This is a genomic window from Streptomyces coacervatus (assembly GCF_029223485.1).
In the GTDB taxonomy this organism is placed as follows: Bacteria; Actinomycetota; Actinomycetes; order Streptomycetales; family Streptomycetaceae; genus Streptomyces; species Streptomyces coacervatus.
In genome coordinates, this window is the sequence record NZ_JARHTP010000002.1 from 181,410 (window position 1) to 204,602 (window position 23,193).

Consider the following 23,193-nt stretch of genomic DNA (forward strand, 5'->3'; position numbering starts at 1 on the left):
CGGGCGCCTCCGACGCTCAGCCGACGGGCAGGACGAGCGCCGGGATGGTGCGCTGCATGCGCAGGGCGTCGACGGACTCGGCCAGCAGCTCGTATTCGGTGGTCTCGTCCCTGGTGGCGATCCGCACCAGATGGCCTGCGGCCAACTCGTCGGCGACCAGCTCCTGTTGGGCGACGTTGCCGCACCACGAACGCAGTACGGCCGGGACGTCGGGCACGGTGTCGGCGACGGGGACGAGCGAGCTCGGCGGGAAGTGCTCCGCCTCCGGCTGGGGGTCGAGACGGTCGGCGATCCAGTTGGCGCGGTCACGCAGCCACCACAGGGCGAGGGCGAGCGTGGGAGCTCGGTAGCTGCCGAGGGGCACACCGATGCGCTCGCCCGCGCAGGTGCCGTAGGCCGTGACGTGGCATAAGAACTCGTCGTGCACGTTCGCTCCCCCGTTGCTCGCTCGCCTGTCGGCTGGCCTCGCTTTCGGTGCGGCTCATGTGCTGTGCGTGATGGCGTCTTCGCTCGCCGTGAAGTCCCTTGTCTGTTGAGTATGTTCACTACTGAAACACTGTCACCACGACTTTCCGGCCAGTCTCCTGGCATATTCACAGGGGCAGTTGGCCGAAACCCTTCGAGTGCCGCCATTACCCGAGGGGTAATCGACGGTTTCTCACGGACCGGGCATGGTTTCCGTACCGGGTCGCCGCAACCGCGAATCTGGGTCCTGACCAGCAGCTACGACCTCGATGGAGGCTGATTTCCCATGTCCGCGAACACCGACCGTCACGAGAACGCCGTCGCCCGCTACTTCGAGGCCTGGAACGCGGGCGAGCCGGAGGCGCTGGCGAAGGCGGTCGCCGCCGCCTGGGCGACGGACGGCACTTACACCGACCCGCTGGCCGACATCGGCGGCCACGACGGGATCGCCGCTCTGATCACGGCGGCCCACGAGCAGTTCCCGGGTTTCGCCTTCCGGCTGAGCGGCGCCGTGGACGGCCACCACGACACGGTGCGCTTCTCCTGGGAGCTGGTGAGCGAGGCCGACGGCTCGGCGCCCGTGGCCGGCTTCGACGTGATCACGCTGGACGCGGACGGCCGCATCCGTTCCGTGCTCGGTTTCCTGGACCGGGTGCCCGCCGGGGCGTGAGCTGCGCGATGAGTTTCCGCGCTCGCGGTGGTCTCTTGAGTACATGACCACCGCGAGCGGAGGAACCGGCCATGACCACGACAACGAAGCTGGATGAAAAGTTCACCGCCGTCCTGCGCAAGAGCCCGAGCGACGGCGGCTGGACCTATCTCGTCTGGCCGAAGAGCGTCGAGTTCTTCGGCACCCGCGGGCTCGTCAAGGTCCGCGGCACGATCGACGGACACCCCTTCCGCAGCTCGTTCATGGCCTTGGGCGACGGCACGCACAAACTCCCGGTGAAGGCCGACATCCGCAAGGCCGTCGGGAAGGGTGAGGGCGACACGGTGACGGTGCACCTGGAGGAGCGGCTCAGCCCCTGAGCGCCTCCGGCTGCCAGGGCGCTCTGCCAGGCGAGCGGCACCCCAGGTTGCGCAGGGGCACCGGCGTCGGGTGTCCTGCCGTACGCCCTGGCCCCCAGAGGCGGCGGCCCGCCTCTGGGACGTCAGCGAGGGCCTTACGGCTTGACGATCGCGTCGATGCGGGCCAGCTCCTCGGCGTCGAAGTGCAGGTTGCCGGTGGCCGCGACGCTGTCCTCGATCTGCTGCGGGCTGCTCGCCCCGACCAGCGCGGAGGTCACCCGGCCGCCGCGCAGCACCCAGGCCAGGGCCAGCTGGGCCAGGGACTGGCCGCGGGACTTGGCGATCTCGTCGAGGGCGCGCAGCTTGCCCACCAGCTCCTCGGTGAGCCGGTCCGAGTTCAGGAAGGGGCTGTCGCTCGCCGCCCTGGAGTCCTCCGGGATGCCGTCGAGGTAGCGGCTGCTCAGCACGCCTTGCTCCAGCGGGGAGAAGACGATGGAGCCGACCTGCAGCTCGTCGAGGGCGTCCAGCAGACCCTCGTCCTCGGGACGGCGGTCGAGCATCGAGTAGCGCGGCTGGTGGATCAGCAGCGGGGTGCCGAGCTCGCCCAGGATGCGGGCGGCCTCCCGGGTCTGCTCCGCCGAGTAGTTGGAGATGCCGACGTAGAGCGCCTTGCCCTGCTGGACCGCCGAGTGCAGGGCACCCATCGTCTCCTCCAGGGGAGTCTCCGGGTCGGGGCGGTGCGAGTAGAAGATGTCGACGTAGTCCAGGCCCATCCGCGTAAGGCTCTGGTCGAGCGAGGACAGCAGGTACTTGCGTGAGCCCCATTCGCCGTACGGACCGGGCCACATCAGATAGCCGGCCTTGGTGGAGATCACCAGCTCGTCGCGGTACGGCGCGAAGTCCGTCTTCAGGAACTCCCCGAGCGCGGACTCGGCGGCGCCGGGCGGCGGGCCGTAGTTGTTGGCCAGGTCGAAGTGGTTGACGCCGAGGTCGAAGGCGCGGCGCAGGATGGCCCGCTGGGTCTCGACCGGGCGGTCGGGACCGAAGTTGTGCCACAGGCCGAGCGAGAGCGCGGGGAGTTTGAGGCCGCTGCGTCCGGTGCGTCGGTAGGGCATGTCCGCGTAGCGGTCGGGGTGTGCGGTGTACAACGCGACTCCAGAGGGGTTGGCACACGAATGTCCGGTCCCCGGAACTTCAAGGAACCGGCATCCCATCTTTCGCGACCTGCGGGCAGTGGTCCAACAGGAGAATCCGATGGAACTCAGCGGATAGGCTTCTCAATCATGGAACTGCGCCATCTCCAGCATTTTGTCGCGGTCGCCGAGGACCAGCATTTCACCCGGGCGGCGGAACGGCTGATGGTGTCCCAGTCGGGCCTGTCGGCCTCGATCCGGGCGCTGGAGCGGGAGTTGCAGACCCCGCTGTTCGTGCGGACCACCCGCCGGGTCACCCTCACGGAGGCCGGGCGGGCGCTGCTGGGCGAGGCGGAGCGGATCCTGGCGCAGGTGCGGTCCGCGCACGAGGCGGTCGCCGCCGTGCAGGGCGTGCTGCGCGGCACGCTCGCGCTGGGCACGGAGCAGTGCATCGCGGGGGTGCATGTGGCGGGGCTGCTCGCCGCGTTCCGGCGGCGTCATCCGGATGTGGAGATACGGCTGCGGCAGGCGGGCTCGGGCGCGCTGGCGGAGGAGGTCGCCGCCGGGCGCCTGGATCTGGCGTTCGCCTACCGGACGCAGGCGGACACCGACCAGCTGCGCTCGGTGTCGCTGACCGGCGAGCCGATGACGGTGCTGTGTCACCCCACCCACCGCCTGGCGACGGGCGGCGCGGCGGTCACGCCGGAGGACCTCGGCGGCGAGGTGTTCGTCGACTTCCACCCGGACTGGGGGCCGCGCCGCACCACCGACGCGGCCTTCGCGGCGGCGGGCGTACGGCGCACCGTCGCGCTGGAGGTGAACGACGTGCACAGCCTGCTGGACCTGGTGGACGAGAACCTCGGCGTCGCCGTCGTGCCCCGCCACTTCCGGCACAAGCGCGAGGCGCTCACCGCGCTGCCGGTGAAGGGCACCGGCGAGACGGTCTACGAGACCGTGGCCCTGCTGCCGCCGCAGCAGGCGACCAGTCCGGCGGCCCGGGCGCTGATGGCGCTTCTGGAACAGGGGACGCACGACGGGCCGTAATGCGCGATGGTGGATGCATGCATGCCAAGGACATCCTCATCGACGGATTCAACCGCATCCAGGAAGAAGTCCACGCCACCGTCGACGGCCTCGGCCCGGACGCCCTCAGCGCCCGTCCCACCGCCGACGCCAACTCCATCGCCTGGCTGGTCTGGCACCTCACCCGCGTCCAGGACGACCACATCGCCGACGCCTTCGGGCTCGACCAGGTGTGGCTCACGCAGGACTGGGAGAAGCGCTTCGGACTGGATCTGCCGCGCCGCGACACCGGTTACGGACACAGCTCCGCCAAGGTCGCCAAGGTACGGGTCGACTCCGGCGACCTGCTGACCGGCTACTACGACGCCGTGCACGCACAGAGCCTCGGCGCTCTGCGTGAACTGGCCGCGGGGGACCTGGAGCGCATCGTCGACGAACGCTGGGATCCGCCGGTGAGCCTGGGCGTGCGGCTGGTGAGCGTCCTGTCCGACGATCTGGAGCACGTCGGACAGGCCGCCTATGTGCGTGGGCTGCTTCAGAGCGCGGCTTCGTAGCCCGGCAGGACGACATCCTCGATCAGGGCCCCCCGCTCGTCGAACGGGATGAACGCGCTCTTGAGGGCGTTCACCGTGACCGTGCGCAGGTCCTCGACCGTCCAGTCCGCCTGGTCCACCAGCAACGACATCTCGCGGGTCATGGTGGTGCCGGAGACCAGGCGGTTGTCGGTGTTGAGGGTGACGCGGAAGCCCAGGTCCTTCAGGGCGGTGATCGGGTGCTCCGCGATGGAAGTCGCTGCGCCCGTCTGCAGGTTGGAGGTCGGGCACATCTCCAGGGCGATACGGCGGTCCCGGACCCAGCCCGCGAGACGGCCGAGCTTGCCGTCCACGATGTCCTCGGTGAGGCGCACGCCGTGCCCGATGCGCTGGGCGCCGCACACCTGAAGGGCCTGGTGGATGCTGGGCAGGCCGTGCGCCTCACCGGCGTGGATGGTGAAGGGCACGCTCTCGCGGCGCAGGTGCTCGAAGGCGTCCAGGTGGTCGGCGGGCGGGAAGCCGTCCTCGGCGCCGGCGATGTCGAAGCCGACGACGCCCGCGTCCCGGAAGGCGACCGCCAGGTCGGCGGCCTCGCGGACCCGGTCGAACATCCGCATGCCGCACAGCAGGGTGCCGACACGGACCGGGGTGCCCGCGGCCGCCGCCTTGACCATGCCCGCCGCAAGGCCCTCCTGGACGGTCTCGACGACCTCGGCGAGCATCAGGCCGCCGTTGGTGTTCAGCTCGGGGGCGTAGCGCACTTCGCCGTACACGACACCGTCGGCGGCCAGGTCGAGCACGTACTCCTCGGCGGTGCGCAGCAGGCCCTCGCGGGTCTGCATCACGGCGAGAGTGTGCTCGAAGGTGGCTATGTAGCGCACCAGGTCACCGGAGTTGGCGGCCTCGAAGTACCAGGCGGCGAGCTCATCCGGGTCGGTGGTGGGCAGGGTGTGGCCGACCGCGTCCGCGAGTTCCACGACGGTGGCGGGGCGGAGGCCGCCGTCGAGGTGGTCGTGCAGGACGGCCTTGGGCAGGCGGCGGATCACTTCGGCGTCTACGCGCGTAGCAGTCATGGCGGGTCTTTCCTTGAGCGGGCGTTTCAAAGAGGCGGTGGGAGCGTGTGGCGGGAGGAGGCTCAGTCGGCGGGCTGCAGGAGGTCCCAGCGGTTTCCGTACAGGTCCTGGAAGACGGCGACCGAGCCGTACGGCTCGTGACGCGGCTCCTCCAGGAAGGTCACGCCCGCGGCGAGCATACTGGCGTGGTCGCGGGCGAAGTCGTCGGTGTGCAGGAAGAAGCCGACGCGTCCACCGGTCTGGTCCCCGACCCGGCCGCGCTGCGCCTCACCCTTGGCGCGGGCGAGCAGCAGAGCGGTGCCCTGCGACTCGGCGCCCGGCCGGACGACGACCCAGCGGGAGCCGTCCGGGCGGGGGGTGTCCTCGACGAGCTCGAATCCGAGGGTCTCGGTGTAGAAGCGGATCGCCTCGTCATAGTCGTCGACGACGAGGGTGACCAGGGCAATGCGTCTCATCGTGGCCTTTCGGAGAGGGCGATTGACGGGTGAGGTTATACGTAAAACTAAGCCAACGCCAGTCCGCTCTGTCGGCGGCGTCGTCTACAGTTCAGTAGACCGTCTACATCCGTGTAGTCGGACGTGCACTCCGCACGCCGTCGCCTGCGTCCGCGCCCGCACATACACGCCGAAAGGGGCCCGACGATGACCACAGCACCCGACACCCACCCGAGCCCCTTCGCGATACCGGCCTTCCGTCTACGCCCATGTCCCACGACGGAAGAGTCCCGCGATGTGTCCCCAGCCCATGAAGTGCACCACCGACCGCCAACAGCCGCAGCCCGCAAGGCGGTTCCGCCCGTACGACCTGCTCCGGCGCCGCCTCGGAGTCGTGATCGCACTGGCCTACGCGGCCGCCGCCCTGCTGCCGGTTCCGGGCCTCTGGCTGCGCCGTCCGCACCTCGTCGGCATCCCCGGCCTTGCTGAACTGTCCCTGAGGACACCGCAGTTACTGCTGGCGCTCGTCCTGTTCAGCGCCGGGCTCCAGGTGCCGCTGCGAGAGCTGCGGCTGCTGCTGCGCCGCCCGGCCGCCCTGGTCGCCGGACTGGTGCTGCACGTCGTGGCACCGCTGCTGATCGTCCCGGGGGTGGCCTTCGCGCTGCGTCAGTCCCCCGACCGGGACGGCGGCAGCGGCATGGTCGCAGCGATGATCCTGATCGTTGCGATGCCGGTGGCGGCGGGGGCGACGGTATGGACCGCAAAGGGGGACGGCGACCAGCCGACGGCTGTCGGACTGGTCCTCGCCTCCACTCTGGTCAGCCCGATCACCGTGCCGCTCACCCTGGCGGCGCTGTGTCCGCTGCTGCGCGGCGACTATGCGGGGCGGCTGGCGGACGCCGCCCAGACGGCCGGGCATGCCTTCGCCCTCACGTCGGTGGTACTGCCCTGCGGCGCGGGCATGCTGTGCCGTCTTCTGCTGCCACGCCGTATGTCGGGGCGGCTCGCCGAGACCGCCGTCGCCGTGGCTCTCCCGGCCTCGCTCCTGCTGACGTATGTCAATGCCAGCGGCGTCCTCGGCCCCTTCATCCGCCACCCGCGCCCGGTTCTGCTGGCCGCCGCGCTGGCCGTCGCGGCGACCGTCTGCGGGCTCTCCTTCACTCTGGGGCGCCTCGCCGCCCATGCCTTGCGGCTGGACGCGAGAGCCGGGGCGTCCGTGACGCTGGCCTGCGGGATGAACAACAGCAGCGCGAGCGCGGTACTCATCACGACGACGCTGCCCGACCGGCCTCAGATCCTGCTGCCTGTACTGGCGTACGGGCTGCTGCAGAAGGTGGCGGCGGGGCGGGTGGTGCGTGGGTTCGGCGCCCGGAAGGGAGCGGGCTGGGAAGGAGGAGGCCGGGAGGGAGGAGGCCGGGAGGTCTAGGACCGCGGCCCGAGGTGCGATCCCGAGCGGACCGGTAGCGTCCCGGACATGAAGATCACCGAGCCGCCCCGCAGTCCCGAGCAGCGCAAGCATGACGTACTGGCCCGATTTGCAAGGGAGTTGGACATCTGGGTCGCCACCGCCGACGGGAGCGGGCTGCCGTGTCTGGTGGCGCTGTGGTTCGTCTGGCACGGGGAGTCGATCTGGATGTCCACCCGGGTGACCAATCCCACGGGCCGCAATCTGCGCGACGGCGGGCGCGCCCGGCTGGCGTTCGGCGATACGCAGGACGTGGTACTCGTCGACGGAGACGTGGAGGCGTTCACCGGGCAGGACGTGCCGCCCGCGGCCGTCGGCGCGTTCCTGGCGAAGACGAGGTGGGATCCCCGCCAGGACAGCGCGTCGTACGCGTTCTTCCGGGTGCGGCCCCGCGGTGTGCAGGCGTGGCGCGGGGAGCACGAGCTGCCCGGGCGGCAGGTGATGCGGGACGGCGTGTGGGCGGTCTGACATGGCCCGGCGCGGCAGCTGGGGGCCCGGGCCGGGCCCCTCGGCCTCAATTCGCCTTGCCGTGCAGCGCGTTGAGTCGCTCCAGCTCGTCGGCCGTGAGGCGGAGCGCACCGGATGCGACGTTCTCGGCGAGGTGGTCGGGGTTGCCGGTCCCGGGGATGGCGAGGACGTGCGGGCCCTGGTGCAGCGTCCAGGCGATGCGGACCTGCGCGGGGCTCGCGTCGTGGGCGCGGGCGACGGCGAGCACTTCCTCGTCGTGGGCGGTGCTCGCGCCTCTCGCACCGCCCTGGCCCGCGACGGCGAAGAACGGCACGAAAGCGACGCCCTGTTCGCCGCAGATGCGCAGGACTTCGTCCGTGACCGGGGCATGCTGCCCCAAGCCGTACCGGTTCTGCACGCACACGACGGGCGCGATGGCCTGCGCCTCGGCCAGGTGCCGGGACTCGACGTCGGAAAGTCCGAGGTGCCGGATCAGGCCCGCCTCCCGCAGCTCGGCCAGCGCCCCGAAGTGCTCAGCGATCGAGTCCTGCTCCATGCGGCGCAGGTTGACGACATCCAGGTGGTCGCGGCCGAGTTGCCGCAGGTTCTCCTCGACGTGGCCGCGCAGCTGGTCGGGGCGGGCCGGGATGCCCCACTCGCCGTCGTAGTCGCGGTAGGGGCCGACCTTCGTGGTGATGACGAGTTCGTCCGGGTACGGGGCCAGCGCACTGTTGATGATTTCGTTGGCGGACCGCAGCCGGGAGAAGTAGAAGGCGGCCGTGTCGATGTGGTTCACGCCTAGCTCGATCGCCTTGTGCAGCACGGCGATCGACCGCCCGCGGTCACTCGGTGTCCCGTGGTGGAAGGCGGCGCTGCCCGTCAACCGCATCGCTCCGAAGCCGATGCGGTTGACGGTCAGGTCGCCGAGTTTCCAGGTTCCCGCGGCGTCCGCGGTGATCGTGTCGGAGGTCATTCGGCGGAGTCTCGCACACGCCGAGCGCCCCGCCTCGGGGACTTTACGGATACGTGTACGAGGTGAGGACCAGGGCCAGTTGAGGACCCCGGTCAGCAGTAGAGGTTGTCGCCGGGGCTGACGCCGAGGATGGCGGTGATGCGCTGGTATGCGTCCACGCGGCTCTGGACCTGCGCGGGGTTCTTGCCGTCGCATTCCAGCGAGCCGTTGATGGAGCGGATGGTCTGGCCGAAGCCGGCGTTGTTGACGATGGCGTTGTGCGGGGTCATGGTGCCGGGGCCGCTCTGGGTGTTCCAGTACCACAGGCCGGTCTTCCAGGCCACGGACGCGTCGTTCTCCACCTGCCAGGGGTTGTTGAGCAGGTCGATGCCGAGCGCGTCGCCGGCCGCCTTGTAGTTGAAGTTCCAGGACAGCTGGAGGGGGCCGCGGCCGTAGTAGGCGGCCTGGCCGGCCGGGCAGCCGTAGGGCTGGCTCGCGTCGCAGTAGGTGGGGTAGTTGGCGGTGTTCTGTTCGACGACGTAGACCAGGCCGCCGGTCTCGTGGCTGACGTTGGCCAGGAAGGCGGCGGCTTCCTGCTTCTGGACGGTGTCGCTGCCGGTGGTGGCGAAGCCGGGATAGGCGCTGAGCGCGGCGGTCAGGCCGCTGTAGGTGTAGAACGAATTCCGGTTCGGGAACATCTGGTTGAACTGCGACTCGCTCACGACGAATCCGGCGGCAGAGGCGGTGGGGGCCGGCTGGAGCGCCAGGACGGCGCCTCCGAGGGCGAGCGAGGACAGGAGTGCGGTGATGCGGCGCCTCGACAAGGGATCAACTCCTTTGCGGAGCACGGCCGCTCCCGGACAAGGGCAGGCTGGCGCCCGGCCTTGAGCGCACGCGCCGGTCTGACCGGCCACGGCGTGGGGGCGGCCGCGGTGGGGGGTTGTGGTGCCACACTCAACCGCTTTGGTCTGTACCAGTCAAGGGTGTAGACCAGTCAACCGGACCGGAGCACACAGAAGTCGGGCCCGGCCGCGCAGCGCGGCCGGGCCCGGGAACCACGGATGTCAGCCGAGCGGCTTCTGCAGCACCGCCTTGCGGTGGCTGAACGTCTCGATCGAGTAGGGGCCGTGATAGCTGCCCATGCCGCTCTCCCCCACTCCGCCGAACGGCAGGTCGGAGACGGTGAGATGGGCCAGCGGCAGCCCGTGGCCGAGACCGCCGGAGGAGGTCTCGGCGGCGATCCGGCCGCGCGTCTCGTCGGACTCGGAGAAGACGTACAGGGCGAGGGGCTTGTCTCGGTCGTTGATGAAGTCGATCGCCTCGTCCAGGCCGGGCACGGTGACGATGGGCAGGATCGGGCCGAAGATCTCCTCCTGCATGACGGGCGACTTGGGGTCGACGTCGGCCAGGACGGTCGGCGCGATGTACTTGGTCGTACGGTCGCTGCCGCCGCCGACGACGACGCGGCCCGAGTCGAGCAGGCCGGTGAGCCGGTCGAAGTGCCGTTCGTTGACGATCCGGCCGTACTCGCCGGAGGCCGACGGGTCGGCACCGTACAGCGCCTCGACCGCGCGGATGAACGCCGACTCCAGGGCGGCCGCGGTGGCCGGGTCGGTGAGGACGTAGTCGGGGGCGACACAGGTCTGGCCGGCGTTGAGGAACTTGCCGCGCGCCAGCCGGTCCGCGACGACGTCGAGGTCGGCGTCGCGGTCGACGAACGCCGGGGACTTGCCGCCGAGTTCGAGGGTGACCGGGGTGAGATGCTCGGCGGCGGCGCGCATCACGATGCGGCCGACGGCGCCGTTGCCGGTGTAGAAGATGTGGTCGAAGCGCTCGGCGAGCAGGGCTGTGGTCTCGGGGATGCCGCCCTCGACGACGGCGACCGCCTCGGTGTCGAGGTAGGCGGGCAGCAGACGGGCGAGCGCGGCGGAGGTGGCGGGCGCCAGTTCGCTGGGCTTGGCGACCACCGCATTGCCCGCGGCGAGTGCGCCGACCAGTGGGGCGAGCAGAAGCTGGGCGGGGTAGTTCCAGGGGGCGATGACAAGGACGACGCCGAGCGGGTCGTACTGCGTCCAGGCGCTCGCGTCCGCGCCGAGGTGGGCCGGGACCGGGGCGGGTTCGGTGCGCAGCCAGTCGGCGAGGTGGTCGAGGGTGTGGTCGATCTCGCGGATCGTGAAGTCGATCTCGGTGCGGTGGGCCTCGGTGGAGCTCTTGCCGAGGTCGGCGTGGAGGGCGGCGGCCAGGTCGGGGCCGTTCTCCGTGAGCATCTCGCGCAGGCGTCGCAGCTGGGCGGTGCGCCACTCGACGGGCTTGGTGCGGCCGGTGCGGAAGGTGGCGCGCAGCCGGGCGACGACGTCGGCGGGCTGCTCGGGGGTGGAGTGGTTCACGATGCCTCGCTGCTGGAACGGTCAGAGTCAGGTGTATATGGCAACCTTTCATACACCAAAATAAATTCCGACGCCGGGAGGCTACTTTCCGCAGCGAACACGTCACCCGTCGACGAGCCCGTCACGTGCGCACGAGTTCCTGCCGCCGCCGCTCCAGAAAAGCCCGCTCCGCCGCGCTCTCCGTACGCGCGATGGCGGCCTCGTACGCCTGTACCGCCTCGCTGTGACGGCCGAGGCGGCGCAGCAGATCGGCGCGGACGGCATGGAAGACGTGGTAGCCGTCGAGGTCCAGGGCGTCGACGAGGTCGAGGGCGGGTCGGGGACCCTCGGTCTCGGCCACGGCGACCGCCCGGTTCAGGGCCACGACGGGGCTCGGCGCGAGAGCCACGAGCTGGTCGTACAGCTGCCGGATCTGCCGCCAGTCGGTGGCTTCCGCGGTGGGCGCATCGCTGTGGACGGCCTGGATGGCGGCCTGGATCTGGTACGGCCCCGGCCGGCCCCGGCGCAGACAGCGGCGGACCAGCGACTGCCCCTCGGCGATCAGCTCGCGGTCCCAGCGGCCGCGGTCCTGCTCCGGCAGCGGTACCAGTTCACCGTGCTCGTCCGACCGTGCGGGGCGGCGGGAGTCGACGAGGAGCATCAGCGCGAGCAGGCCGGTGACCTCGGGCTCGTCCGGCATCAGCTCGGACAGCAGGCGGCCGAGGCGTACGGCCTCCGCCGTCAGTTCGGGTGTGCCGCCGTATCCCTGGTTGAAGATCAGGTAGATGACGGCGAGGACGCCCTTCAGCCGGTCCGGGAGGTCGGCGTCGCGGGGTACGCGGTACGGGATGCGGGCGTCGCGGATCTTCGCCTTGGCGCGGACGATGCGCTGGGCCAGCGTCGGCTCGGGCACGAGGAAGGCGCGGGCGATCTGAGGTGTGGTGAGGCCACCGAGGAGGCGGAGGGTCAGCGCGACCTGCGCCTGCGGGGCGAGCGCCGGGTGGCAGCAGGTGAAGATCAGGCGGAGCCGGTCGTCGCGCACGGGGCCCTCCTCGGCCGGTGCGTCAGGGGTGTGCAGCAGGGCCGCCTCGGTGTGGCGGGCCTCGCGGGAGGACTCGCGGCGCAGCCGGTCGATCGCCCGGTTGCGTGCGGTGGTGATGATCCAGCCGGCCGGGCTGGGCGGCAGACCGGTCTCCGGCCAGCGCTGCACGGCCGTGGTGAAGGCGTCCTGCACCGCTTCCTCGGCGAGGTCGATGTCGCCGAGGAAGCGGACGAGGACAGCGACGGCGCGGCCGTACTCCGCACGGAAGACGGCCTCGACGTCGACGGGACGAGCCATCACTCCTCGGCCTGGTGCATGAACGGGCGCACCTCGATGGGCAGGGTGGTGGCCCAGGTCGCCTTCTTGCCCCATTCCAGAGCCGCGTCCAGGTCTGGGGCCTTGATCAGGCAGATGCCGCCCAGGTACTCCTTGCCCTCGGCGTACGGCCCGTCGGTGATCAGCACGTCGCCGTCCCTGGGCCGCAGCACGGTGGCCGTCTCGGGGCCGTGCAGCCCGCCGGCGAAGACCCAGGCACCCGCCTCTCGAAGTTCCGCGTGGAAGGTGTCGAGGTTACGGACGATCTCCGCCATGGCCTCGGGCCCGGGCGGCGTTCCGTCGGTCGGCGTGATCACACTGAGCAGGTAGTACTGCATGACGTCCTCCATGGTGTCGTGTCCTTCTCTCACCTCCTACACGAACGGCACACCCCCGGATCGACACCGCGCACGACGACATCGGGAGAATCGTCTCCATGACCGCCGCATCGCACCCTCTCGTCTCCGCCGCGCGCTCCCTCGCCGACGGCCTCCTCGCCCCGAACGCGGCGCGCGTCGACCAGGAGGAGGTGCCCGTGAGCCATGTCGAGGCGATCCGGCGGTCGGGGCTGCTGGGGGTGAGCGCGCCGCGGGAGTACGGCGGGGCGGGCGCCCCCGACCCGGTGGCGCGGGAGGTCCAGGAGATCCTGGCCGGCGCGTGCTGCTCGACGTGGTTCGTTCAGACCCAGCACCACACGCCGGTGCGCCTGCTGGCGAAGTCCGAACTCCCCGTACGGGAACGGCTGCTCGGCCCGCTGGCGTCAGGTGAGCTGCTGGCCGGCATCGCGTACGCCCATGTCCGTGCCTTCCCCCGCGTCCCCGTGCGGGCCACGGCGGAGCGGGACGGCTGGCGGTTCGACGGCACCGTGCCCTGGTACACCGGCTGGGGCCTCAACGACGTGATGCTGCTCGCGGGCGTCACCGACTCGGACGAGATCGTGTTCGCGTTCGCCGACGCCCGCGAACAGCCGGGACTGCACGCCTCGGTGCCGATGCGGCTGGCGGCACTCACCGCCGCCCGTACGGTCTCCCTGGAGCTGGACGGCCTGTGGCTGCCCGAGGAGAGTGTGGTGCTGCGCACCCCGCAGGAGAAGTTCGCCCTGGTCGACCTGCCCCGCAGCACGAACACGTCCCCGGCCGTGTTCGGGGTGGCGTACGCCGCGCTCCGTGTGCTGGCGGACGCCGGAGAGGCGGAGACGGCCCGAGGGCTGCGCGGCCGCCTCGACGAGGTGCGGCGGCAGGCGTACGAGCTGGCCGACCACCCGGTCCCGCATGAGCACGTCGAGGAACGGCTGGCGCTCAAGACACAGTCGTACGACCTGATGCGGGCGGCCACGACCGCGGCGGTCGTGGCCGGGGGCGGCCGCACCATGGACGTACGCCATCCTGCTCAACGGCTGTTCCGTGAGGGGATGTTCCTGCTGGTGCAGGGGCAGACGTCGGTGGTGCGGCGGGGGCACCTCGACGCGCTGGGTTCCTAGCCTGCGAACGGCACCTGCGTCGAGGCGGCGGCCTGCTTGCCGAAGGGGTGCTGCCACAGGCCCTGCGCGGCGAGGCGCGGGAGCACGCCCTCGCCGAACCAGTACGCCTCCTCCAGGTGCGGGTAGCCGGAGAGCACGAACTCGTCGATGCCGAGGGCGTGGTACTCCTTGATCCGTTCGGCGACCTCGTCGTGGCTGCCGACCAGGGCGGTACCCGCGCCGCCGCGCACCAGGCCGATGCCGGCCCAGAGGTTGGGGTGGATCTCCAGGCCGTCGCGGCTTCCGCCGCCGTGCAGGGCGAGCATCCGCTGCTGTCCCTCGGACTCGCTGCGGGCGAGTCCGGCCTGCACGGACCTCACGGTCTCCGGGTCGAAGCCGTCGAGGAGCCGGTTCGCCTCCGCCCACGCCTGCTCGGAGGTGTCGCGGGTGATGACGTGCAGCCGGATGCCGAAGCGCAGGGTGCGCCCCTGCTCGGCGGCGAGCCCCCGGATCCAGGCGATCTTCTCGGCGACCTGGGCGGGCGGCTCGCCCCAGGTGAGGTAGCTGTCGACGTACTTGGCGGCGACCTCGCCGGCGACGGGCGAGGACCCGCCGAAGTACACCTCGGGGACCGGGTCGGGGACCCGGGCCAGCTTGGCGTCCTCGACGTGGAGGTGTTCACCGTGCAGGTCCACGGTCTTGCCCTCCCACAACTCCCGTACGATCTGCAGGAATTCGCCAGTACGGCGGTAACGGGCGTCCTTGTCGAGGAAGTCGCCGTAGGCCCGCTGCTCGTGGCTCTCGCCGCCGGTGACGACGTTGAGGAGGAGCCGTCCGCCGCTCTGCCGCTGGAAGGTGGACGCCATCTGGGCGGCGAGCGTCGGCGAGACGAAGCCGGGGCGGAAGGCGACCAGGAACTTCAGGCGTTCGGTGTTCTGGCTGACCATGGCGGTGGTCAGCCACGCGTCCTCGCACCAGGCGCCGGTCGGGGTGAGCGCTCCGACGAAGCCGAGGTCCTCGGCGGCCCTGGCGATCTGGCTCAGGTAGGCCACCGTCGGCGGCCGGTCCCGCCCCGAGACAGTGGCCGGGGTGCCGTGACCGCCGCCGACGACGTGCCGGCTGTCGCCGTTGGTGGGCAGGAACCAGTGGAAGGTGAGGGACACGTGGGGTCTCCGTTCAGAGGTGTCGCGGGGGGCGCTAGAGGAGGCCGTGGCGGGGCGGCCGGGTGCCGTTGAGGACGTACCGGCCGATGTGCTGGATCTTCCAGCGGGTCGGGTCGTGCAGGGTGTGGGTGCGGGCGTCGCGCCAATGCCGGTGCAGGTTGAGGGAGTTGAGGGCGGCGCGGGTGCCGGACACCTCGAACAGGGCGCTCGCCACCTCGACCGCCGCCTGTGCGGCCTGCACTTTCGCCGCTGCGACCGCGATGGACGCCTCGGCCGCCGTGTCGTCGGTGAGGTCGGTGCGGGCCGCGTCGACCGCGCGGGCGGCCTCGCGCAGGAGCGCCTCCGACGCCCGTACCTGGAGGGCGAGTTCACCGAAGCGCTGGATGAGCAGCGGGTCCTCGGCGGCAGTCTCCTCACCGCTCTCGAACCACGGCCGGCTCTTCGTCCGTACGAACTCGGCGGCCTCGGCGAGCGCGGCCGCGGCGATGCCCGTGTCGATCGCCGCATGCAGCAACTGGGCTACGGCGCCGTGGAGTTGCGGCCCCTTGAAGGTCAGGTGATGCGGCAGGACGCGGTCGCCCGGTACCGGGACGCAGTCGAGCCGGACGGTGCCGCTGGCGGTCGTCCGCTGGCCCAGGCCGTCCCAGTCGTCGATCACGGTGAGGCCTGGGGCGTCTGCGGGGACGTAGGCGACATGCAGTTTGTCGTCCTCGGCGCGGGCCAGCACCGGGATCCAGTCGGCGAAGAGGGCGCCGGTCGAATAGTGCTTGACCCCGGTCAGGAGATAGGAGCCGTCCGGCTGCGGCTCCAGGCGGGTGCGGATGTCCTGGACGTGCTTGGTGCCCGCCTCGGACTGGGCGTTGCCGAAACGGCGGCCCGCGAGCAGCTCGGCGAAGAAGAACTTCCGCTGCTCCTCGGTTCCCTGACGGCGGATCACGTTGACGTAGGCGAAGTGGCTCTGGGGGATCTGGGCGAGGCTGCCGTCGGCTGTGGCGAGCAGCCGGAAGATCTCGGCGAGGGTCAATGCGGTGACGTCCGCGCCGCCGTACTCGGCGGGGACGGTGACCGCGAGCAGCCCGGACGCGGACAGCCGGTCCAACTCCTCCCGCGGGAGCCTGCGTTCGGCGTCCCGGGCGGAGGCGCCGACGCGGAACTCCTCGGCCAGGGCGGCCGCGACGGCGAGGGCCTCGGTGTCGTCGGCGATGACATGTGCGGACACGGCGCTCAGCTCGCCGCGGCCAGCAGCGGGGTGGAGCCCAATGCCGTGGAGAACTGGTCGACCACCTGGGCGAGGGCCTCGGTGGCGGCCGGCGCGACGGTCAGCGAGCCGTCCTCGTGCACCGTGATGTCCTTGTCGAGGGTGAACCAGCCCTGCACGATGTGGCCGGCGCCCATGGAGCTGAGGACCGGGCGCAGCGCGTAGTCGATGGCCAGGACGTGGGCGGTGGAGCCTCCGGTGGCCAGCGGCAGCACGGTCTTGCCGGCCAGCGCGTACTGCGGGAGCAGGTCGAGCAGTGCCTTGAGGACCCCGGAGTAGGACGCCTTGTAGACGGGGGTGCCGACCACGACGCCGTCGGCTTGCGCGAACAACTTGGTGGCCTCGACGATCGCGGGGTGCTTGAAGTCCGCGCCGAGCAACGCCACTGCCGGAATGGTGCGGACGTCGAGCGGGATCACGTCATGCCCCTGTGCGATCAGCCGCTTGTCCAGGTGGCGCAGCAGACGGTTGGTGCGGGAGGAGGCGGAGGGGCTGCCGGAGACGGACAGGACGGTGGCCATGGGTCCTCTTTCGGGGATGCGTCCTCTTTCGAGGGGGAGGGGCGCCCGCGCACTGCGGGCGCCCCGGGGAGCGGTCAGGAGTACCAGGTGGGTTCGGGCAGTTCGCCGTCGAGGACCCAGCGGCCGACCTCGCGTCGCTTGTAGGCGACGGGGTCGTGCAAGGTGTGGGTGCGGACGTTGCGCCAGAACCGATCGAGGCCCTCGCCGGCGGCGGTGGAGCGGGCACCGGTGACCTCGAAGATGCGGTTCGCGATCTCCAGGGCGACGTCGGTGGCGCGCGCCTTGATCGCCGCGACCCGGACCTCGAAGGCGCCGCGGGTCTCGGGGGTGACCCCGTCCGGGTCGTCGTGCAGCTTCTGCCCCTCGGCGGCGACGGCATCGGCGAGCGCCTCGGCCGCCCAGAGCTTCGCGGTGAGATCGCCGTAGGTGTCGATGACGTAGGGCTCGTCGGCCGCCCGCTCGTGCCCGCCGTGCAGCCAGGACCGGGACTTGGTGCGGGTGTAGGTGGCCGCCGTCTCCAGGGCGCCGCCCGCGATGCCCAAGTAGAAGTTGACGAAGACGAGTTGGATGGTGGGAACGTTGAGTGTGTTGTAGACGCGCGGCTGGAACTGCTTGTCGACGTAACCGGCCGCCGACGACCACGGCGTGCGCACACGGTCGAGGGTGACGCCGCCGCTCTCGGTGAGCCGCTGGCCGATGTTGTCCCAGTCGTCGTGGAAGGTCAGGCCCTCGCTGTCGGAGGGCACGATCGCGAAGACGTGCTGGTCGGTGCCCTCCAGGACGCCTTCGAGGACCGTGACGTCGGAGACCTTGCTGCCGGTGGAGAAGGACTTGCGGCCGGTGAAGAGCAGGTCGTCGCCGTCCTCGGTGACGACGACGTCCTTGTCGCGGGGGTTGACGGCTCCTCCGAAGAACCAGCGGCCCCGGGCAGCCTCGGCCTCCACCTGCTCCCACTGTTCGCGGGTGCCGACCAGGCGGGCGGCCCAGAACCAGAGGTAGTGGTAGCCGAGCAGTTGGCCGATGGAGCCGTCGGCCTTGGCGACCTCGCGGACGACGCGGTAGGCGGTGGGCCAGTCCTGGCCTGCGCCGCCGTGCTCCGTGGGGCCGAGCAGGGTGACGAGGCCGGCGTCCTTGAGTAGCTGGATCTCGGCGTACGGGGTGGCTCCGGCGCGATCGCGCTCGGCGGCGTCGGCGGCGAGGACGGCGGCGACCTCGGAGGCGCGGGCGATCCAGTCCCGGGTGGTCTGCGGGGCGGGGCGGGTGGTCCAGTCGGTGGGCGTGGCGGTGCTCATGTCGTACGACCTCCTTCGCGGTGCGGGCGCTCAGGCGTGGACGGGGACGGACGCGGACTCGGCTTCCGTGTCCTGGAGTTGGGCCTCCAGTTCACGCACGAGCGGCAGCACCCGCCTGCCGAAGTACTCGACCTCCTCGTGGTAGTGCAGGAAGCCGAGGAGCAGGAGGTCGACGCCGAGCTTCTTGTAGGCGACGATGCGCTCCGCGATCTGCTCGGGGGTGCCGATGAGCCCCGTACGGAAGCCGTCGTTGTACTGGACCAGGTCCTCGAAGGAGGAGTCCTGCCACATGCCCTTCTTGTCGGCCGTGGACTGCCCCGCCTGCTTCACCGCGGCACCGAAGCCCTCGACGGCCTCGGTGTCGGCCTTGGCGACGATCTCCCGGAGGGTCTCGCGCGCCTCGGCCTCGGTGTCACGGGCGATCAGGAAGCCGTTGAGGCCGAACTTCGGTGCGCTGCGGCCGACTTGGGCCGCCGATGCCCGCACGTCGGCGATCTGCTCGACGACTCCGTCGAAGTCCTTGCCGTTGGAGAAGTACCAGTCCGAGACCCGGCCGGCCATCGCGCGGGCGGCGGTGGAGTTGCCGCCCTGGAAGATCTCCGGGTGGGGGCGCTCGGGGGTGTTGAGGGGCTTGGGCTTGAGGGAGAAGTCGCGCAACCGGTAGAAGTCTCCAGCGAGTTGGGTGTGGTCCTCGGTCCAGATCTGGCGCAGGGCGCGGATGAACTCCTCGGAGCGGCGATAGCGCTCGTCGTGCTCCAGCCAGGGCTCGCCGAGCGCGGTGAACTCGCCCTTGAACCAGCCCGATACGACGTTGACGGCGAAGCGGCCGCTGGAGAGGTGGTCGGCGGTGGCGCCGAGTTTGGCGAGGACGCCGGGGTGCCACAGGCCTGGGTGGACGGCGGCGATGACCTTCAGGCGCTGGGTGGCCAGGAGCAGGGCGAGGCTGAAGCTGGTGGACTCGTGCTGGTACTCGGCGCCGTAGCTGGCCATGTAGCGGACCTGGCTGAGGGCGTAGTCGAAGCCGTTGTTCTCGGCGAGGACGGCGAGTTCGCGGTTGTACTCGTATCCCCAGTCGGTGCGCTGCTCGATCCTGCTGGTGACCAGTCCCCCGCTGACGTTGGGGACCCAGTAGGCGAATTTCACGGGCTCTGCGGGCATGCGAAACTCCTGTTGCGGAAGTTTTCGGGCACGCCGAATTCAAGAGATGCGCAGGAGCGGAGAATTCAGCGTGAGAAGAAAGAAAACGCGGCGGATCACCTAGAGTTGATCAGGCCGCGGGGCAACAGGAAGCGCTGGAGACGCGCGCGAGGTCGACATGGCGTCGCCGCGTGAGGTCCAGTCGCATCTTCATGCCGTCGATCGTGGCAGTCGGCGCCGCGGGCCGTCAAGGAAAACCCGACCGGTCTCGCATCCCGGACCATTGAATTTCACGAACGTGTGACAGGGAAACCCTTGAACACGCCGTGAAACGGGCCGCATTCTGCTGGGCGTGCGGACGGAACAACTGGAATACATCGCGGCCGTGACCCGGCTCGGTTCGCTGCGCCGGGCCGCGGACGAACTGCGCCTCTCCCAGCCCGCGTTGAGCGAGACGGTACGGAATCTGGAACGCGAACTGGGAGTCGACCTCCTGGAACGCAAGCGGTCCGGGGCGACGATGAGCGCGGAGGGCCGGGAACTGCTGCCGCACATCATCAATGTGCTGGATGCGGTGGACCGGTTGCGGTCGGCCGCGGGCGAGCAGCACCGCATCAGCCGTATGGTGCGCGTCGGAACGGTGAACGCGGCGACGGTGCCCCTGCTGATCCCCGTGATCCGGGAGTTCCGGGCCGCGCATACGCTCACGCAGGTCGAGGTGGTCGCCGCCCAGCAGACGGAGATCCACCGGGCCCTGTCGGAGGGCGGTTTCGACCTCGGTCTGGTCAACCATCTGGAGGGTGACGACGTGCCCGCCGGTTTCGAGTCCACGGAACTGCTGCACGGGCGGCCGGTGGTGTGTGTGCGCCCCGACAGCCCGCTCGCCTTGCTCGCCGCCGTGACGGTGGACGACCTGCTCGCCCAGCCGCTGATCGCGATGCGCTCCGGTTACGTCATGCACCGCTATGTGCACCGGCTGCTGCACGGCCGCGGCCCGTCCTTCTCGTACTCGACCGACGGCGCCGAGATGGGCAAGCTGATGGTGGCCGAGGGCCTCGGGGCGACAGTTCTGCCGGATTTCAGCGTCATCGGGGACCCGCTCGAACGGCAGGGCACGATCACCTTCCGGCCGATCACCGGCGACACGACCCGGGTGCTGCTGATGCTGCAGCGCCGCAGGGCGGAGTCGGTGCCACGGGCGGCGCAGGACCTCTACGAGGTGTTCGTGCGCAAGGCGCGCGAGTTGGACGGCACACTGACGTGACGCCGGGTCCGGTCAGTCGTCGTCGGCCGGGACCACCACGAGGAACGCATCCGACTTCAGATCCATGATCACCGTCGCGGGCCGGCCCTCGGCGCGGCATCGCGCCGCGTACTCCTCCGCAGGCCACGATCCGCGCGGAGCTCCCGCAGGAAACCGCTCCAACACCTTCGCGCCCATAGCGGCAGCCACCTCCACCTGCGACATGCGGTTACGACCTCTCCATGGTCCGCATGCCCGCGATCGGCGCAGTCATGTGCGGGGAGCCGGAACCGTGCCCCAGAGGCGCTCACCGGCCCCGAGCAACCCGCCGACCACTACACATAAAGATGAAATAAGCGCAGAATGTACGTACGCGGCGCTTACCGCATACCGCACCAGACGCGGTCAGGCCTGCGAGTCAAAGGAGACGAGTCATGGCCAACGTCTCGCCCACCAGCAGGGGGGACATAACCACTCACCCTGATGTTTCCGAAATGCGGGATCGGTACGCCCGCATGCTCGGCGGTCGCGATGTGGCGCTTGTGGACGGACCGGTGTTCCTGCTCGGTCTGTACTGCGCCGTATCCCCGTGGATACTCCACTACACGACGAGCCAGCCCCCGCTGGTGACGCACAACCTTGTCGTCGGCATCGCGATCGGTCTGCTGGCCCTCGGGTTCACCCGGGCTCCCGAGCGCATGTACGGCCTGAGCTGGGCGTTCTGCGCGGTGGGCATCTGGATGATCATTGCGCCCTGGGTCGTCGGCAGCAGCCCGGACGCCGGTGTGGCCCTCAACAACATCATCGTCGGCGCGCTTGCCGTGATCCTGGGACTGATGTGCGCCGGTACGGCGGCGAGGAGCGCCCCCAAGCCGTAGGAACACTTCGGGAGAAAACGGCGAAAGGACGGCATGGCGGCCGGTTCGCACTCTGCGCGAACCGGCCGTCCCGCGTTCCACCGCTCCTCAGTGACTGGGGACCGACCACGGCTCCTGCGGCAGTGGACTGCCCGTCTCCAGCAGCGACTTGAGGTTCGACAGCACCATCGGCCAGCCGCCGGAGACGTCGGACAGCGCGCCCTCGTCCCAGAGGTCCTCATGGGTGACCGTGAGGCGGACGATGTCCTCGTGCGGCGTGATGTCGAAGGTCACCCGGGAGTACTTGTCCTCCTGCCCCTCGTTCTCGGGGTCGACCCAGGTGGTGACCAGGCGGGTCGGGTGTTCGCTCTCCACGACGGTGCCGACGACGTCGGCGACGCGGGACCCGTCGGTGCGGACGTGTTCCCAGCGTGAACCCTGCCGCCAGTCCGATTCGTTGCGGTGGCCCCAGTAGGCGGCGGTCAGGTCCGCGTCGGTGAGTGCCTCCCAGACCTTCTCGGGCGTGCTGCGGATGTAGGTGACGTAGACGAATGTGGGCTTGTCGCTCATGGTGGCTTCCTCGGCTTGTCGTTTCACGGCGCTCAGCGCGCTCAGGCGCGGGCGCTCGAACTTGTCGATCCACCGCTCCTGGATCTCGTGGAGCGGGACCGGGTTGAGGTAGTGCAGCTTCTCCCTCCCCCGCCGCACCGTGCTGACCAGGTTGGCGTCCTCCAGGACACCCAGATGCTGGGTCACCGACTGGCGTGTCATGGCGATGCGCTCGCACAGCTCACCCAGCGTCTGACCGTTCTGCTCGTGCAGCCGGTCCAGCAGCCGTCTGCGGGTCTCGTCGGCCAGCGCCTTGAAGACCTTGTCCATCCCAGAGTCGCTCTCTGATCGCACACTCAACGTTATGCAGGCAATCACCTGCATGTCAATGCTGTCGGAAGGTGGACCGCACTTCTTGCGCATCAGAGGCGGTTGAGCGGGAAATTATCTACCCTTTCGAGCAATATGCGCCGGATAGCTGTTACATGACATATGGAACCCCTTCATGAACGGTCCGTAACTTCGAATGCGTAGTCACGAACCACCACCGAAGGACAGCTTCTGATGCGTGCTCCCCGCACACTGCGTACCGCCCTCGTCGCCGCCGGCGTCACGGCCGCCCTGGGCGTCTCGGCCACCGGCGCCTTCGCCCATGCCGCGCCCGCGACCGGGACCGCCGCGTCCGCGACGCACGCGAGCGGTCACTGCAAGACCGAGCGGGTCTACGTGAAGACGGTGGAGCTCGCCGACAAGGTGTCCAAGGCGAAGGTCTTCAAGACCGGCAAGCACCGCTACGAGGCCGAGATCTGGGGCAAGGGTCTCAAGTACGGCACCATGGCCGCCAAGGGCAGGACCGCGCACGCCGAGCACAACGGCCTGCACATCGCCCTCCAGCCGAACGGCAAGGTCACCTCCTGGGTCGAACGGGCCAAGCCGAAGCCCAAGCCGGTCGTCAAGCGCGTCCTGGTCACCTCCGCACCGCTCGCGGACGGCACGTCGACGGCGAGGATCTACAAGGTGACGGCCAATCACTACGAGGCCGACATCTACGCGGACGGCACCAGGTTCGACACCCTCGTCGCCAACGGGCGCGCGGCCTACGGCCAGCTCAACGGCCTGCACGTCGTCCTCCAGCCGGACGGACAGCTGTCGTCGTGGGTCGACCGGGCCCCGGACCCTACTGCGACCCCGACCCCGACCCCGAAGCCCGACCAGACGGACACGCCGACCCCGGCCACCCCCACCGCGGTGGCACCGTACGACAGCACGCAGCCGGCCACGGCGTAGGTGCTCTCCGGGTATCTCGTCGGAGGCAGAAAGGTCCAGGAACTCCTGGGCTGGTGCGACGCTGCCGGAATTCACGTCGTGACCCTGTGGGCCTTGTCCTTGGACAACCTCAACCGCCCAGGAAGAACTGCTTCCTATTCTGGATGCCGTTGCCACCACCCTGGAAGACCT

27 protein-coding genes and 1 pseudogene are annotated in these 23,193 nt (G+C 70.2%); 11 read left to right on the forward strand and 17 right to left on the reverse strand.

Translation table 11 applies throughout. The features are described 5' to 3' along the window. Positions 1 to 16: 16 nt before the first annotated feature. Positions 17 to 427 (reverse strand): hypothetical protein, encoded by a 411-nt coding sequence (locus P2Q00_RS04550; RefSeq protein WP_275769797.1) that lies wholly within the window; start codon positions 425 to 427, stop codon positions 17 to 19. 324 nt (positions 428 to 751) lie between these two features. Here P2Q00_RS04550 and P2Q00_RS04555 point away from each other — a divergent pair, with 324 nt between their 5' ends. Then, positions 752 to 1,135, forward strand: coding sequence for a nuclear transport factor 2 family protein (locus P2Q00_RS04555; RefSeq protein ID WP_275769800.1), 384 nt, complete (start codon positions 752 to 754; stop codon positions 1,133 to 1,135). A 71-nt stretch (positions 1,136 to 1,206) separates the two neighbouring features. Then, on the forward strand, positions 1,207 to 1,494 hold the full coding sequence (locus tag P2Q00_RS04560) for a DUF1905 domain-containing protein (RefSeq protein WP_275769802.1): 288 nt from the start codon (positions 1,207 to 1,209) through the stop codon (positions 1,492 to 1,494). A 134-nt stretch (positions 1,495 to 1,628) separates the two neighbouring features. Here P2Q00_RS04560 and mgrA read toward each other — a convergent pair whose 3' ends face one another. After that, positions 1,629 to 2,621: an L-glyceraldehyde 3-phosphate reductase gene (gene mgrA, locus P2Q00_RS04565; protein ID WP_275769805.1), complete on the reverse strand. Its 993-nt coding sequence runs from the start codon at positions 2,619 to 2,621 to the stop codon at positions 1,629 to 1,631. 135 nt (positions 2,622 to 2,756) lie between these two features. Between mgrA and P2Q00_RS04570 the strand changes: the two genes are divergently transcribed. Both P2Q00_RS04570 and P2Q00_RS04575 read left to right on the forward strand, forming a co-directional pair. Next, a complete protein-coding gene (locus P2Q00_RS04570) occupies positions 2,757 to 3,650 on the forward strand; it encodes a LysR family transcriptional regulator (RefSeq protein ID WP_275769806.1) in 894 nt (297 codons plus the stop codon). A gap of 17 nt (positions 3,651 to 3,667) precedes the next feature. Then, complete coding sequence (locus tag P2Q00_RS04575; RefSeq protein WP_275769808.1) at positions 3,668 to 4,183, forward strand: mycothiol transferase; 516 nt, start codon at positions 3,668 to 3,670, stop codon at positions 4,181 to 4,183. Here the strand turns inward: P2Q00_RS04575 and P2Q00_RS04580 are convergent. Together P2Q00_RS04580 and P2Q00_RS04585 are read right to left on the reverse strand one after the other, a co-directional pair. Further along, complete coding sequence (locus P2Q00_RS04580; RefSeq protein WP_275769811.1) at positions 4,165 to 5,235, reverse strand: adenosine deaminase; 1,071 nt, start codon at positions 5,233 to 5,235, stop codon at positions 4,165 to 4,167. The two genes, P2Q00_RS04575 and P2Q00_RS04580, sit on opposite strands and share 19 nt — an antisense overlap. 62 nt (positions 5,236 to 5,297) lie before the next feature. Then, complete coding sequence (locus P2Q00_RS04585) at positions 5,298 to 5,690, reverse strand: VOC family protein (RefSeq protein WP_275769813.1); 393 nt, start codon at positions 5,688 to 5,690, stop codon at positions 5,298 to 5,300. A gap of 289 nt (positions 5,691 to 5,979) precedes the next feature. On the opposite strand from P2Q00_RS04585, the gene P2Q00_RS04590 reads away from it, so the two are divergent. Together P2Q00_RS04590 and P2Q00_RS04595 are read left to right on the forward strand one after the other, a co-directional pair. Next, positions 5,980 to 7,095 carry a bile acid:sodium symporter family protein gene (locus P2Q00_RS04590; protein ID WP_275769815.1) on the forward strand — a complete coding sequence of 372 codons (1,116 nt, stop codon included), beginning with the start codon at positions 5,980 to 5,982 and terminating at the stop codon, positions 7,093 to 7,095. Between the two features lie 48 nt (positions 7,096 to 7,143). After that, complete coding sequence (locus tag P2Q00_RS04595) at positions 7,144 to 7,602, forward strand: pyridoxamine 5'-phosphate oxidase family protein (protein ID WP_275769816.1); 459 nt, start codon at positions 7,144 to 7,146, stop codon at positions 7,600 to 7,602. A gap of 46 nt (positions 7,603 to 7,648) precedes the next feature. On the opposite strand, the gene P2Q00_RS04600 is transcribed toward P2Q00_RS04595, so the two are convergent. From P2Q00_RS04600 to P2Q00_RS04620, 5 genes are all read right to left on the reverse strand, one after another. Further along, the gene (locus tag P2Q00_RS04600; RefSeq protein WP_275769818.1) at positions 7,649 to 8,554 is read right to left on the reverse strand and encodes an aldo/keto reductase; all 906 of its coding nucleotides are present in this window, start codon (positions 8,552 to 8,554) and stop codon (positions 7,649 to 7,651) included. Between the two features lie 92 nt (positions 8,555 to 8,646). Beyond that, positions 8,647 to 9,357, reverse strand: a complete 711-nt coding sequence (locus P2Q00_RS04605) for a chitinase (protein WP_425579493.1) — start codon at positions 9,355 to 9,357, stop codon at positions 8,647 to 8,649. Positions 9,358 to 9,597: 240 nt separating this feature from the next. Then, a complete protein-coding gene (locus P2Q00_RS04610) occupies positions 9,598 to 10,920 on the reverse strand; it encodes an aldehyde dehydrogenase family protein (RefSeq protein WP_275769822.1) in 1,323 nt (440 codons plus the stop codon). A 121-nt stretch (positions 10,921 to 11,041) separates the two neighbouring features. Then, positions 11,042 to 12,238 carry an RNA polymerase sigma factor gene (locus P2Q00_RS04615; RefSeq protein ID WP_275769825.1) on the reverse strand — a complete coding sequence of 399 codons (1,197 nt, stop codon included), beginning with the start codon at positions 12,236 to 12,238 and terminating at the stop codon, positions 11,042 to 11,044. Next, positions 12,238 to 12,594, reverse strand: a complete 357-nt coding sequence (locus P2Q00_RS04620) for a YciI family protein (RefSeq protein ID WP_275770724.1) — start codon at positions 12,592 to 12,594, stop codon at positions 12,238 to 12,240. The genes P2Q00_RS04615 and P2Q00_RS04620 overlap by 1 nt, the downstream gene beginning before the upstream one ends. Positions 12,595 to 12,692: 98 nt before the next feature. On the opposite strand from P2Q00_RS04620, the gene P2Q00_RS04625 reads away from it, so the two are divergent. After that, positions 12,693 to 13,736, forward strand: coding sequence for an acyl-CoA dehydrogenase family protein (locus P2Q00_RS04625; protein WP_275769826.1), 1,044 nt, complete (start codon positions 12,693 to 12,695; stop codon positions 13,734 to 13,736). Here P2Q00_RS04625 and P2Q00_RS04630 read toward each other — a convergent pair. The 6 genes from P2Q00_RS04630 to P2Q00_RS50915 all read right to left on the reverse strand — a co-directional run bounded on the left by P2Q00_RS04630 (position 13,733) and on the right by P2Q00_RS50915 (position 19,300). Beyond that, positions 13,733 to 14,878: an LLM class flavin-dependent oxidoreductase gene (locus P2Q00_RS04630; protein WP_275769827.1), complete on the reverse strand. Its 1,146-nt coding sequence runs from the start codon at positions 14,876 to 14,878 to the stop codon at positions 13,733 to 13,735. The genes P2Q00_RS04625 and P2Q00_RS04630 overlap by 4 nt on opposite strands. Positions 14,879 to 14,912: 34 nt before the next feature. Then, a complete protein-coding gene (locus P2Q00_RS04635) occupies positions 14,913 to 16,097 on the reverse strand; it encodes an SfnB family sulfur acquisition oxidoreductase (RefSeq protein ID WP_275769828.1) in 1,185 nt (394 codons plus the stop codon). Between the two features lie 5 nt (positions 16,098 to 16,102). Beyond that, positions 16,103 to 16,657: an NADPH-dependent FMN reductase gene (ssuE, locus tag P2Q00_RS04640; protein WP_275769829.1), complete on the reverse strand. Its 555-nt coding sequence runs from the start codon at positions 16,655 to 16,657 to the stop codon at positions 16,103 to 16,105. Between the two features lie 74 nt (positions 16,658 to 16,731). Further along, positions 16,732 to 17,949: an acyl-CoA dehydrogenase family protein gene (locus P2Q00_RS04645; protein WP_275769830.1), complete on the reverse strand. Its 1,218-nt coding sequence runs from the start codon at positions 17,947 to 17,949 to the stop codon at positions 16,732 to 16,734. Positions 17,950 to 17,979: 30 nt separating this feature from the next. Beyond that, entirely contained in the window at positions 17,980 to 19,107 is a 1,128-nt protein-coding gene (sfnG, locus tag P2Q00_RS04650) for a dimethylsulfone monooxygenase SfnG (protein ID WP_275769832.1), read from the reverse strand. A 109-nt stretch (positions 19,108 to 19,216) separates the two neighbouring features. Beyond that, entirely contained in the window at positions 19,217 to 19,300 is an 84-nt protein-coding gene (locus tag P2Q00_RS50915; protein WP_356352894.1) for a putative leader peptide, read from the reverse strand. 138 nt (positions 19,301 to 19,438) lie between these two features. On the opposite strand from P2Q00_RS50915, the gene P2Q00_RS04655 reads away from it, so the two are divergent. Next, positions 19,439 to 20,350, forward strand: coding sequence for a LysR family transcriptional regulator (locus tag P2Q00_RS04655; RefSeq protein WP_275769834.1), 912 nt, complete (start codon positions 19,439 to 19,441; stop codon positions 20,348 to 20,350). A 12-nt stretch (positions 20,351 to 20,362) separates the two neighbouring features. Here P2Q00_RS04655 and P2Q00_RS04660 read toward each other — a convergent pair whose 3' ends face one another. Continuing rightward, the gene (locus P2Q00_RS04660) at positions 20,363 to 20,527 is read right to left on the reverse strand and encodes a DUF8839 family protein (protein WP_500691999.1); all 165 of its coding nucleotides are present in this window, start codon (positions 20,525 to 20,527) and stop codon (positions 20,363 to 20,365) included. Positions 20,528 to 20,763: 236 nt separating this feature from the next. On the opposite strand from P2Q00_RS04660, the gene P2Q00_RS04665 reads away from it, so the two are divergent. Further along, the gene (locus P2Q00_RS04665) at positions 20,764 to 21,207 is read left to right on the forward strand and encodes an SPW repeat protein (RefSeq protein ID WP_275769838.1); all 444 of its coding nucleotides are present in this window, start codon (positions 20,764 to 20,766) and stop codon (positions 21,205 to 21,207) included. An 87-nt stretch (positions 21,208 to 21,294) separates the two neighbouring features. Here P2Q00_RS04665 and P2Q00_RS04670 read toward each other — a convergent pair whose 3' ends face one another. Continuing rightward, positions 21,295 to 22,065, reverse strand: a complete 771-nt coding sequence (locus tag P2Q00_RS04670; protein ID WP_275769841.1) for an ArsR/SmtB family transcription factor — start codon at positions 22,063 to 22,065, stop codon at positions 21,295 to 21,297. 234 nt (positions 22,066 to 22,299) lie between these two features. Here P2Q00_RS04670 and P2Q00_RS04675 point away from each other — a divergent pair, with 234 nt between their 5' ends. After that, complete coding sequence (locus tag P2Q00_RS04675; protein WP_275769843.1) at positions 22,300 to 23,022, forward strand: hypothetical protein; 723 nt, start codon at positions 22,300 to 22,302, stop codon at positions 23,020 to 23,022. Further along, positions 23,023 to 23,133: pseudogene (locus tag P2Q00_RS50920) on the forward strand (undecaprenyl diphosphate synthase family protein); the annotation flags it as partial. Positions 23,134 to 23,193: the final 60 nt, after the last annotated feature.

Bases quoted from the DNA above. Each gene is read 5' to 3' on its own strand.
- ssuE (WP_275769829.1), bottom strand. From the start codon at position 16,657: ATGGCCACCGTCCTGTCCGTCTCCGGCAGCCCCTCCGCCTCCTCCCGC.
- P2Q00_RS04660 (WP_500691999.1), bottom strand. From the start codon at position 20,527: ATGGGCGCGAAGGTGTTGGAGCGGTTTCCTGCGGGAGCTCCGCGCGGA.
- P2Q00_RS04575 (WP_275769808.1), top strand. From the start codon at position 3,668: ATGCATGCCAAGGACATCCTCATCGACGGATTCAACCGCATCCAGGAA.
- P2Q00_RS04625 (WP_275769826.1), top strand. From the start codon at position 12,693: ATGACCGCCGCATCGCACCCTCTCGTCTCCGCCGCGCGCTCCCTCGCC.
- P2Q00_RS04620 (WP_275770724.1), bottom strand. From the start codon at position 12,594: ATGCAGTACTACCTGCTCAGTGTGATCACGCCGACCGACGGAACGCCG.
- P2Q00_RS04675 (WP_275769843.1), top strand. From the start codon at position 22,300: ATGCGTGCTCCCCGCACACTGCGTACCGCCCTCGTCGCCGCCGGCGTC.
- P2Q00_RS04670 (WP_275769841.1), bottom strand. From the start codon at position 22,065: ATGGACAAGGTCTTCAAGGCGCTGGCCGACGAGACCCGCAGACGGCTG.
- P2Q00_RS04615 (WP_275769825.1), bottom strand. From the start codon at position 12,238: ATGGCTCGTCCCGTCGACGTCGAGGCCGTCTTCCGTGCGGAGTACGGC.
- P2Q00_RS04560 (WP_275769802.1), top strand. From the start codon at position 1,207: ATGACCACGACAACGAAGCTGGATGAAAAGTTCACCGCCGTCCTGCGC.
- P2Q00_RS50915 (WP_356352894.1), bottom strand. From the start codon at position 19,300: ATGAAGATGCGACTGGACCTCACGCGGCGACGCCATGTCGACCTCGCG.
- P2Q00_RS04555 (WP_275769800.1), top strand. From the start codon at position 752: ATGTCCGCGAACACCGACCGTCACGAGAACGCCGTCGCCCGCTACTTC.
- P2Q00_RS04590 (WP_275769815.1), top strand. From the start codon at position 5,980: ATGAAGTGCACCACCGACCGCCAACAGCCGCAGCCCGCAAGGCGGTTC.
- P2Q00_RS04645 (WP_275769830.1), bottom strand. From the start codon at position 17,949: ATGAGCACCGCCACGCCCACCGACTGGACCACCCGCCCCGCCCCGCAG.
- P2Q00_RS04600 (WP_275769818.1), bottom strand. From the start codon at position 8,554: ATGACCTCCGACACGATCACCGCGGACGCCGCGGGAACCTGGAAACTC.
- P2Q00_RS04580 (WP_275769811.1), bottom strand. From the start codon at position 5,235: ATGACTGCTACGCGCGTAGACGCCGAAGTGATCCGCCGCCTGCCCAAG.
- sfnG (WP_275769832.1), bottom strand. From the start codon at position 19,107: ATGCCCGCAGAGCCCGTGAAATTCGCCTACTGGGTCCCCAACGTCAGC.
- P2Q00_RS04585 (WP_275769813.1), bottom strand. From the start codon at position 5,690: ATGAGACGCATTGCCCTGGTCACCCTCGTCGTCGACGACTATGACGAG.
- P2Q00_RS04595 (WP_275769816.1), top strand. From the start codon at position 7,144: ATGAAGATCACCGAGCCGCCCCGCAGTCCCGAGCAGCGCAAGCATGAC.
- P2Q00_RS04570 (WP_275769806.1), top strand. From the start codon at position 2,757: ATGGAACTGCGCCATCTCCAGCATTTTGTCGCGGTCGCCGAGGACCAG.
- P2Q00_RS04665 (WP_275769838.1), top strand. From the start codon at position 20,764: ATGGCCAACGTCTCGCCCACCAGCAGGGGGGACATAACCACTCACCCT.